This window comes from Longimicrobium sp., assembly GCA_036377595.1.
GTDB lineage: Bacteria > Gemmatimonadota > Gemmatimonadetes > Longimicrobiales > Longimicrobiaceae > Longimicrobium.
Map to the genome: position 1 here is coordinate 1 of DASUYB010000069.1, position 9,598 is coordinate 9,598.

Annotated in this window: 11 protein-coding genes; 4 read left to right on the forward strand and 7 right to left on the reverse strand. The window is 71.0% G+C overall.

Features of this window, described 5'->3' with window-relative positions:
- The 4 genes from argS to VF092_09970 all read right to left on the reverse strand — a co-directional run.
- On the reverse strand, window positions 1-1,293 hold a 1,293-nt coding region (gene argS / locus VF092_09955; GenBank protein HEX6747600.1), incomplete at its 3' end, for an arginine--tRNA ligase.
- A complete protein-coding gene (locus tag VF092_09960) occupies window positions 1,293-1,610 on the reverse strand; it encodes an FmdB family zinc ribbon protein (protein HEX6747601.1) in 318 nt (105 codons plus the stop codon). The genes argS and VF092_09960, both read right to left, overlap by 1 nt.
- A 212-nt stretch (window positions 1,611-1,822) precedes the next feature.
- Window positions 1,823-2,314: a hypothetical protein gene (locus VF092_09965; GenBank protein HEX6747602.1), complete on the reverse strand. Its 492-nt coding sequence runs from the start codon at window positions 2,312-2,314 to the stop codon at window positions 1,823-1,825.
- A 303-nt stretch (window positions 2,315-2,617) separates the two neighbouring features.
- A complete protein-coding gene (locus VF092_09970) occupies window positions 2,618-2,956 on the reverse strand; it encodes an HNH endonuclease signature motif containing protein (GenBank protein HEX6747603.1) in 339 nt (112 codons plus the stop codon).
- Window positions 2,957-3,058: 102 nt separating this feature from the next.
- Between VF092_09970 and VF092_09975 the strand changes: the two genes are divergently transcribed.
- Window positions 3,059-3,265: a hypothetical protein gene (locus tag VF092_09975; protein ID HEX6747604.1), complete on the forward strand. Its 207-nt coding sequence runs from the start codon at window positions 3,059-3,061 to the stop codon at window positions 3,263-3,265.
- Window positions 3,266-3,384: 119 nt separating this feature from the next.
- On the opposite strand, the gene ilvA is transcribed toward VF092_09975, so the two are convergent.
- Window positions 3,385-4,593, reverse strand: coding sequence for a threonine ammonia-lyase (gene ilvA / locus VF092_09980; GenBank protein ID HEX6747605.1), 1,209 nt, complete (start codon window positions 4,591-4,593; stop codon window positions 3,385-3,387).
- A gap of 113 nt (window positions 4,594-4,706) precedes the next feature.
- Here ilvA and VF092_09985 point away from each other — a divergent pair, with 113 nt between their 5' ends.
- The 3 genes from VF092_09985 (at window position 4,707) to VF092_09995 (ending at window position 6,765) form a co-directional block, all read left to right on the forward strand.
- Window positions 4,707-5,312 carry a CoA pyrophosphatase gene (locus tag VF092_09985; GenBank protein HEX6747606.1) on the forward strand — a complete coding sequence of 202 codons (606 nt, stop codon included), beginning with the start codon at window positions 4,707-4,709 and terminating at the stop codon, window positions 5,310-5,312.
- Window positions 5,313-5,440: 128 nt separating this feature from the next.
- Complete coding sequence (locus VF092_09990; protein HEX6747607.1) at window positions 5,441-5,659, forward strand: hypothetical protein; 219 nt, start codon at window positions 5,441-5,443, stop codon at window positions 5,657-5,659.
- A gap of 35 nt (window positions 5,660-5,694) precedes the next feature.
- Complete coding sequence (locus VF092_09995; GenBank protein ID HEX6747608.1) at window positions 5,695-6,765, forward strand: M42 family metallopeptidase; 1,071 nt, start codon at window positions 5,695-5,697, stop codon at window positions 6,763-6,765.
- Between the two features lie 162 nt (window positions 6,766-6,927).
- Here the strand turns inward: VF092_09995 and VF092_10000 are convergent, their stop codons facing one another.
- Together VF092_10000 and VF092_10005 are read right to left on the reverse strand one after the other, a co-directional pair.
- Complete coding sequence (locus VF092_10000) at window positions 6,928-8,448, reverse strand: tyrosinase family protein (GenBank protein HEX6747609.1); 1,521 nt, start codon at window positions 8,446-8,448, stop codon at window positions 6,928-6,930.
- Between the two features lie 447 nt (window positions 8,449-8,895).
- Window positions 8,896-9,598: hypothetical protein (locus tag VF092_10005; protein HEX6747610.1), on the reverse strand; the 703-nt coding region annotated here is incomplete at its 5' end.

The window sequence follows — 9,598 nt, forward strand, 5'->3', positions numbered from 1 at the left end:
GTACTGGACCTTGTAGACCGGGTTCTTGTCGCTCTGGTCCAGCGCCAGGTCGATGTCGAAGGTGAGCTGGGCCTCGGCGCGGCGCATCAGGAAGAAGTAGCGCGCCACGTCCACCCCCACCTCGTCGTACAGCTCGCGCAGGGTCACGTAGTCGCCCGCGCGCTTGCTGAACTTGACCTCCACGCCGCCGCGCAGCGCCAGCACCATCTGGTGCAGCACGTACTCGGGATAGCCGGCGGGGAGCCCCAGCGCCTGCAGCCCGGCGCGGACGCGGGCCACGGTGCCGTGGTGGTCGCTCCCCTGCACGTTCACCACGCGGTGGAAGCCGCGCTCCCACTTCGACAGGTGGTAGGCGACGTCGGGGAGGAAGTAGGTCGGGTGGCCGGTCCCCTTCACCATCACCCGGTCCTTGTCGTCGCCGAACTCCGTCGTGCGGAGCCAGACGGCGCCGTCCTTCTCGTAGACGTATCCCGTCTCGCGCAGCCGGCGGATCGTCTCCTCCACCTGCCCCGAGGTGTAGAGCGACGACTCCAGGAAGAACTCGTCGAAGTGCACGCGGAAGCCGTCGAGGTCGCGGTTCTGCTCGGCCCGGAGACGGGCGACGGCGAAGCGGCGCATCTCGTCCATCGCCGCGTCGCTCTCGTCGCCCTTCCAGCGCGCGCCGTGCTCGGCCACCAGTTCGCGCGCGATCTCGCGGACGTACTCGCCGTGATAGCCGTCGTCGGGGAAGGCGGCGCCGCCGCCCAGCTCCTGCTGGTAGCGCGCCCAGACGCTGCGGGCCAGGCGCATGATCTGCTCGCCTGCGTCGTTGTAGTAGAACTCGCGGTGCACGCGCCACCCGGCCCACGCCAGCAGCTCGCTCACCGCGTCGCCCAGCGCGGCCTGGCGGCCGTGGCCGATGTGCAGCGGCCCCGTGGGGTTGGCCGAGACGAACTCCACCATCACCGCCCTGCCGGCGCCGTCGTCCGACCGGCCATAGGCGTCGCCGGCGGAGAGGATCGACGCCAGCCCGGCGGCCAGGTAGTCGGTCGCCAGGCGGAAGTTGATGAAGCCGGGCCCCGCCACCTCCACCGCGCGCACGCCGGCAGCCGCCGCGTCGATGCGCTGCGCCAGCTCGTCGGCGATCTGGCGCGGCGCCTTCCGCAGCGGCTTGGCCAGCGTGAGGGCGACGTTGGTGGCCCAGTCGCCATGGTCGGGGTTGCGCGGGCGCTCGAGGGCAATGGGGTGGCCCTCGTCCACCCCCATCTCGCGCAGCACGCGCCGGAGCTCGGCCTGCAGCTGGTCGGTGGCCATCACTCCGCCTTCGGCGCGGGCTTGCTCTCGCTCTTCGCCGCCGGCTTCGAGTCCGACACCGGCTTCGCGTCGGACTTCGTGTCGGATGAAGAAGACGAGCCGCCCTTGTCGGCCTCGGCGGCCTTCTTGTAGCCCTCGCCGCGATAGTCGGTGATGTAGAAGCCGCTTCCCTTGAACAGCAGCCCGGCGCCGGCGGACAGCAGGCGCTGCGACGAGGCGCCGCAGCTCGGGCACTCGGCCACGGGCTCGTCGCTCATCTTCTGGAACTTCTCGAACTCGGTCCCGCACTCGGGACAGCGGTAATCGTAGGTCGGCATGGTCGTGCTGGTACGTCGGCCAATCCAGTGCGAATCGGTCGCAAACCCGAGAAAGCTAACCCTCCGCTGCAACCGCTGCAACGGAGGGAGGATGCGTTTTGTCCTGTCCCGCGGTCGCGCAGAGATCGAAGGATGCGACTGAAGTCGCGGCTACGACGACACGCAGTCCGCCTTCGCGGACTCCATCCGGCGCGAGGGTCGATCTCGTGCTTCTACGCCACGCCCGCGGCGACCTTCTGCGGGGAGAACGCGGCGTCGAGGATCATCTCCTCGTCGCCGGGGTCGTTCCAGCCGCCGCCTACGGGGTCGCCCCACTCCACGTGCGTCTCGCCGACGATGAAGGGCTGCATCCAGAACAGCCGCGTGCCGTAGCGGCAGCGCGCCTCGGCGATCAGCACCGGACCGTCGGCGTTCTCGGCCTCGAAGGCCAGGAGCAGGCAGTCGGGCTTCTTGGTGGCCGCGAACCGCGCGATGGCGCCCGACAGCACGTCGGGCGACACGCCGCCGTATCCCGAGGGAACGGGAATGCCGAGGGTGCGGAACTCGGGCGTGGCGTGCCCCGGGCGCTCGTGCACGCTCCGGATGCGGGGAGGAGTGTCACTGCCGTCCATTCGGGAACGGCTGAGGTCATCGCGGACTTCGTCCAGCAGGCGCGTGGCGAACCCCAGCACGCGCTCCATCTGGTGGATCCTGCTTCGAGGCACTGCAATCTCCCTGCATCCCTGCCATGCACGTCACGACGGATTAGGCACGCTCTCCGGCCCGCCCGACCCGTCCCCCCGCCACCGTCCGGAAGGATGCATATCGGCTGCCATGAGCACGCGCTCAGCACCCCATGCACGCATCGTTCCCAAACGTTTCCGTGCGGGTCAAGTTGTTCTTGGAAGATGAGTTAGATGGAGATGCAACAAACTGCAGTTTTCGCTCCGGCGGGATCCTTGCCGGCGGAACAGATGGTGGGCGGAGAACGTGCCGGAAGGAGGATCTGGAGATCAGGGAGAGTGCCGTCAGGCGCGGCGGCGGGCGGCCTCCTCCACGGCGCGGCGGAGGCGCGGCCAGACGCCGGTGGCGTAGCGCAGGAAGTTGGCGCGCTCGTCGGGAAGCTCGGCCAGGAACGCCCAGGCGCTGAGCGAGCCCTTGCGCGCGTTGCAGGCCTTGCAGGCGGTGACGAGGTTGCCCTCGGAGTTGTCGCCGCCGCGCATGCGTGGCTGCACGTGGTCCAGCGACAGCTGCTCGGGCGGGTAGACGCCGGCGCAGTACACGCAGCGGAACCCGTCGCGCGCGAACACCCGGTCCCGTACCCTGAGGTCGGCGCCGTTCGCGTCTCCCTGCCCCATCATCATCATGCAGCCGCTTCTCCGTTCGGGTGAATCGCCGGGCCGCAACTTTCGCACGCGGTGTCCCGTAGTCCGCTCACGGATGTCCCACCCGTTCGATGGAGACGCGAGATGAACGTGGGTGACGGCCTCGAGTTCCTCGGCAACCTGGGCGCCTTCTGGCGCTTCGTGTTCTCCGCCAGGTTCCGCGGGACCTGGCTGAACAAGTTCGCCAGGGCGCGCCGCTTCGACCGATTCATGATGGCGGTGGAGGGCGCCGTCGCCACGTTCTGCGGCGTGATCCTGCCTGTGGCCGTGCTCGTCCGCATCGCGGCCTGAATCACACCCCTGCCGGTAGAACTTGATTTCACGCAGAGTCAGCAGGGTCCAGCGGTTTGTTGACTGCTTACCCTGCTGACTCTGCGTGAGCCCTTCTTTTCGAGATCTCGATCCCCCCGCTACTCCTTCTCGACCACGTACCCCGCGCCCGAGAGCTTGCCGACGATCTCGTCGACGTGGTCGCGGCCGCGCGTCTCCAGCGTCAGCGCAATCTCGGCCTCGGTCACCCACACCTCGCCGTGGCCGCGGCGGTGCTCGAGGGAAACGATGTTCGCGCCGCTCTCGGCCAGCGCCGCCGTGAGGGCGGCCAGCGCGCCGGGACGGTCCTTCACGCGCACGTTCAGGTGCGCCATCCGCCCGTCCTTCAGCAGCCCGCGCTCGATGATGCGCGACACCAGCGTCACGTCCACGTTCCCGCCGGAGAGCAGCATCACCACGTTCTTCCCCACCAGCCCGCCCAGGTGCCCGTAGACCGCGGCCGCCACCGACGCCGCCGCGGCGGGCTCGGCCACCGTCTTCTCGCGCTCCAGCAGCAGGAGCACGGCCGACGAGATCTCCTCCTCGTCCACCGCCACCAGCTCGTCCACGTAGCGCTCGATCAGCCCGAAGGTCGTCTCGCCTACCACGCGCACCGCGATCCCGTCCGCGATGGTGTCCGCCGGCGGGATGGTGACGCGGCGGCCGGCCTCGCGCGCCTTCAGCGCCGCGGGAAGCACGGACGACTCCACGCCGACGACGCGCACGCCGGGGCGCGTCTCCTTGATGGCCATCGCGATCCCCGAGATCAGCCCGCCGCCGCCCACGGGGACCACGACGACGTCCATCTCCGGGCACTGCTCCAGCAGCTCGAGGCCGATGGTGCCCTGCCCCGCGATCACCGTCTCCATGTCGAAGGGGTGGATCAGCGCCTGCCCCTCGGCCTCGCGGATCTCCAGCGCGCGCGCCATGGCCTCGTCGTACACCGAGCCGTGCAGCACCACGCGCGCGCCGTAGCGCCGGGTGTTCGTCACCTTGATCAGCGGCGTGCGCTCGGGCATCACGATGGTGGCGGGGATCCCCAGCCGCTGCGCGTGGAAGGCGACGCCCTGCGCGTGGTTTCCCGCGCTGGCCGCGATGACGCCGCGCTGCCGCTGGTCTTCGGGAAGCGAGAGCATGCTGTTCAGCGCGCCGCGCTCCTTGAACGAGCCGGTGCGCTGCAGGTTCTCGAACTTGAAGAACGCCGTCCCCCCGAACATCTCGCCGAAGGCCTCGCTCGGTGTGCAGGGGGTCAATACCAGCCGTCCGCCGATCCGCTCGCGGGCGGCGTGGATGTCGTCCAGTCGCAGCATCGACACGATGGAAAGATGGAGACGGGAAAGTTGCCGGATCGTACGTGAGGTGATAACCTCTCCGCTCGCGGCGGGCAAGGAGCCGGCCGGATCTTCGCCGCTCCGCACCGACCGTGACCGACGCCCGCATCGCCGCGCTCGAAGCCGCCCTGGCGTCGCGGCCGCCCTTCCGCGCCCCGCCCGAAGCGGCCGCCGCGCGCGCCGCCGTGGCGCTCCTGCTGCGGGTGGGCGGCGAGGGGGTGGAGCTGCTGCTGATCCGCCGCGCCGAGCGCGAGGGCGACCCCTGGTCGGGGCACATGGCGCTCCCCGGCGGCCGCCGCCAGGCGGAGGATGCCGACATGCAGGCCACCGCCGCCCGCGAGACGCGCGAGGAGGTGGGGATCGACGTTTCCACCGGCCGCCTGCTGGGCGAGCTGGACGAGCTGGCGCCGCGCTCGGCGCGAATCCCCAGCATCGTGGTGTCGCCCTTCGTCTACCACGTGGCCGGCGACGCGGAGGCCGCGCCGAACCACGAGGTGCAGGAGGCGGTGTGGGTGCGCGTCGGCGAGCTGCTGCACCCCGACGCGGCGGCCGAGTACCTGCACGAGCTGGCCGAGGGAAAGACGCTCACCTTCCCCGCCTTCGACGCGCGCGGCTACGTGGTGTGGGGGATGACGCACCGCATCCTCACCGGCTTCCTGGAGCTGTACGCGCAGGCCGCCGGCGAGGGCGCCAGCTGATCCGCCGCTGGCCTGTTTTGGCCGGAGGGTTGCGTAGACACCGTCGCCCTGGGACATTGTGGACGACGCGGGTGAATGCGGTAAACGGCGGCCGCGCGCGGGGCCGGATTGATGCAGCAGATTTGCAGGTGACGGACGAAACCATGCCGGGGCCCATGCCAGGAGAAGCGTTCACGCTGCAGCTGACCCCCCGCCAGGCCGAGGCGCTCCGCGCGCTGGCCGCGCTCGAGGAGCTGCCGCCCGAGGTCTACGCCGCCGAGGTGCTGGTGAAGCACCTCTACCACGCGTACACTCCCCAGGCCGCCGCGCGCGCCGCCGGGTTCCCGCCCCCGGCCGGCGCGCAATAGGCCGGCCGATCATCATCCCACACGGCTTCATCGCGATGGAAACCAGCTCGTACGACTTTCTCAAGCGCCTCCTTGACGCCCCCGGCCCGTCGGGGTTCGAGACCGAGGCCGCGCGCGTGTGGCGCGCCGAGGCCGAGGCGTTCGCCGACGCCGTGGACGTGGACGTGGCGGGAAACAGCGCCGCGACCGTCGGCGCCGGGCGGCCGCGGGTGATGCTGGCCGGCCACGTCGACGAGATCGGCGTGATGGTCACGCACGTGGACGACGACGGCTTCCTGTACGTGGACGGGATCGGGGGATGGGACCCGCAGGTGCTGATCGGGCAGCGCATCCGCTTCCTCACCCGCGGCGGCCACGTGGTGGGGGTGATCGGGAAGAAGCCGATCCACCTGATGAAGCCGGACGAGAAGGAGAAGGCGGCCAAGCTGCAGGACCTGTGGGTGGACGTGGGCGCGAAGGACCGCGCCGCGGCGCTCGAGCGCGGGATCCGCGTGGGCGACCCCGGCGTCGTCGACTGCACGCTCGTCGAGCTGGGCGGCGGGATGATCGCCTCGCGCGCGGTGGACAACCGCATCGGCGCGTTCGTGGTGCTCGAGGTGCTGCGCGCGCTCGCGCAGGGCGATCCCCCCTCCGCCGAGGTGATCGCCGTGGCCACCACGCAGGAGGAGATCGGCTACCACGGCGGCGGCGCGCGGGTGAAGGCGTTCGCGCTCGATCCGCAGATCGCCATCGCGGTCGACCTCACCTTCAGCAGCGACGCGCCGGGGATCGAGAAGAAGCAGGTGGGCGAGCACAAGCTGGGAAGCGGCCCGGTGCTGGCGCGCGGCTCCGCCATCCACCCGCTGATGTTCGAGCGGCTGGCCGAGACGGCGGAGCGCGAGGGGATCCCCTTCACCCTCCAGGCGCAGCCGCGCTTCACCTCCACCGACGCCGACGCAATCTACCTGCAGCGCGCCGGCATCCCCACCGCGGTGGTCTCCATCCCCAACCGCTACATGCACTCGCCCAACGAGGTGGTGGCGCTCGAGGACATCGACGCCACGATCAGGCTCATCGCCGCCTTCTGCCACGGCCTGCGCGAGGGCGACGAGTTCATCCCGCGGTGACGCATGGCCGGGGATCGGCGGGAGAAAAGAGCCACGGGGAACAGGGGAACGTTCCCGGTGGCTCTTCGTCTTTCGCGCGATCGGGCCGGCCCCCTCCCATCGCGAAAAGGCCCGGTGGGCGACCTGCCGCCGGGCCCCTTCGCCTCGACCTGCCCGCGACGTTCAGGCGCGCGGAGCCGCCACGGCGCGCACCAGCACGCGCCTGATGCGGGTCGGCGCCGCCGCCCGCGGGCGCCCTCCCAGGCCCTCGGGAACGAAGGTCACCATCAGGTGGCTCCCCGTCACCCGCGCGCCGGCGGTGCGGGTCAGGTCGGTGATGTCGGCCGCCACCGTGTAGCCGTTGGCGGCGGCGGCGCGGTCGTGCCTCAGTTTGGAGATGATCTCGAAGAAGTCCAGCGTGCCGATGTAGGCGGGGTGCGGGTTTTCGGGGTCGAGCGTACGGGGGGCCTCGCCCGGCGCCAAGCCCAAGTAGATGTGGTACGCCACCCCCGGGTTCCGGTCCACGCGGATCCCCTCCAGCCGCAGCTCGATGCGGCGGCCGGCGCCCCCGGCGCTCAGCGCCTCGCGCAGCCCGCCGCTCACCGCCAGCTCCACGCTCACCGGGGCGCTTCCCAGCGTGGCTCCCTGCGCCGCCACGGCCATCGGCTCGACCGCGCTCAGCGGCGGCAGGTGCGGCGCCGAGAGCACGAGCTGCCGGCGCACGATCCGGAGGCTGGTGCACTGGTAGACGGGGAGCGCGTCGTAGCGGTAGTTGAGCTGGGCGACGATGTCCAGGATCTGCGCGCCTTTCAGCGTCACCTGCACCGGCGTGCCGGTGCTGCTCACGTCGAAGAAGGTGAACGCCGTGTTCATCCACGTGCTGTTGCCGGTGGGGTTGGCGCGGCCGCCGCCCAGCGCCAGCCACCCCTCCCACAGACGGTCCACGTTGCAGTGGTGGGTCCAGAAGAGCGGGTCCTGCGCGGCGGTGTTGGGGTCGCCCATCCACCCGCCCACGCTGGAGTGCACGCGGTTGTGCGGCACCAGCTCCAGCTGCCCGTACACGCTGGCGAAGTGGGTGGGCACCGACACGATGCCGCCTCCGAAGCTGGACGAGGGCGGCTGCCCCGTGGCGGGAAGGAAGGGGATGAGCGAGTACGCCGTGCAGTGGTCTACCGAGCTGACCGGGAGCTCGGCGCCGTCGTTGATCCCGGGGCCGCGCTGCGACACGTACAGCGAGTTGGAGGTCGAGGCCGGGTTGCGGTACGGCGTGGGGATGGCGCGGTTGGCGTTGGGCTCGTACGGCCAGTACGGCTGTACGAGCTTCTGGCTGGACGAGGCCGCGCGCAGGATGCGGTCGAAGTAGTACAGGTACATGCGGTGCCAGCTCAGGAAGAAGTAGCTCCCGTGCTGGCAGGTGTTCCACGCGGTGTACGAGCCGCTGGCGTAGGTGCCGTGGATGGCGGCCTGGTACGCCCAGCTCAGGGGATTGGTGGACGGCCGGGACTGCATGGCCGTCACCGCCTTCCGCAGCTCGTCGATCTCGGCGGAGGTGAAGGAGTTGATGCTCCTGCGCACCCACACCGTCTGCTCGGTCTCCCACGGCCGCGGCTGGGCTTCGAGCTCGCTCAGCACGCTTCCCGAAAGGGCCACGGCGGCGGCCGTCTTCAGGAAGTCGCGGCGCTCCATTTTCCTGGTGTCGGCCATGTTGCGTCTCTCCATTGTGGGGGTGTTGGTGTGGACCAGGGGTGAGCGTCCACGGGGAAGTGGGAAGCCGATGAATCGGGGCCTGCCGGCGGCCGGGCGAGCAGGAAAACGGATCGCGGTCGCGGATTACCGGCGCGTGTTACAGTCTGGCGTAGCAGGAACCATGGTGGTGCATCATAGGCACGCTTTCTTCCGGCCACCCGCCACCACCTACGCGATACCGCTCTTGTTCCGCCATGCCCACGCGCTTGTGCGTCGATGCAGCGGGACGAGGACGGTCACACCCGGTACAACGGGAGCGCCACAGACTCTGGTTGGCGCGCGCGGCGTTGAGAGATCCTCGGAATGCACCACCGACTGCCGGATCTGGTATCATCATCCATACGCAGGGCCCGGCGAGCACCACGCCCGCCGGGCCCTTCGGGTTTTTCGGATTCCGCCGCGGAGCTAGCCCCGGCCCGGGACGGGGCGCAGGACGACGCGCGCGATGCGGGCGGACGCCGCGGGCGCGCTGCGACCGCCGCCGGGGAGCTCGTTGCCTTCGGGGACGAGCGTCACCGTGAACCGGCTGCCGGCCAGGGCGCCGCGCGCCGCCAGCGCCCGCACGGCGGGGGTGACCTCGGCGGCCACCGTGTAGCCGCGCCGGGCCGCCGCCGGGCCCTGCGACAGGTGCGAGACGATCTCGTAGAAGTCGAGCGTGGCCAGGTAGTGCGCGTCTTCCGGGCCCCGCGCTCCGGGGTCGGCGGCGGGCGGAAGGTTGAGGTATACGTGGTAGGCGAGCCCGGGGTTGCGTTCCACGGACACCCCCTCCAGGCGCAGTTCGAAGCGCTGCTGCCGCGGTGACGCCAGCGCGGCGCGGAGCGCCGAGGCCGGGAGCACCACGCGCGTGGCCGTGCTCCCCAGCCTTACGGGCGACGTGGAGGCGGCCAGCGGCTCGCCCGCGCGGGGTGCCGGGAAGAACGGTGCGGTGAGCACGCGCTGCTCCTGCGGCTCGGTGACGGCGGGGGGGAGATCGTCGTTCCCGCGCGGCGCTACGGCCTGCTCGCCGGCCGCGGGCGGGACGCGGGCGTCCAGCTCGCGCCCGGCGCATCCCAGCAGGGCGAGACCGGCGGCGGCCGCGGCGGCCCGCATGGCTTCCCGGCGTCTCATC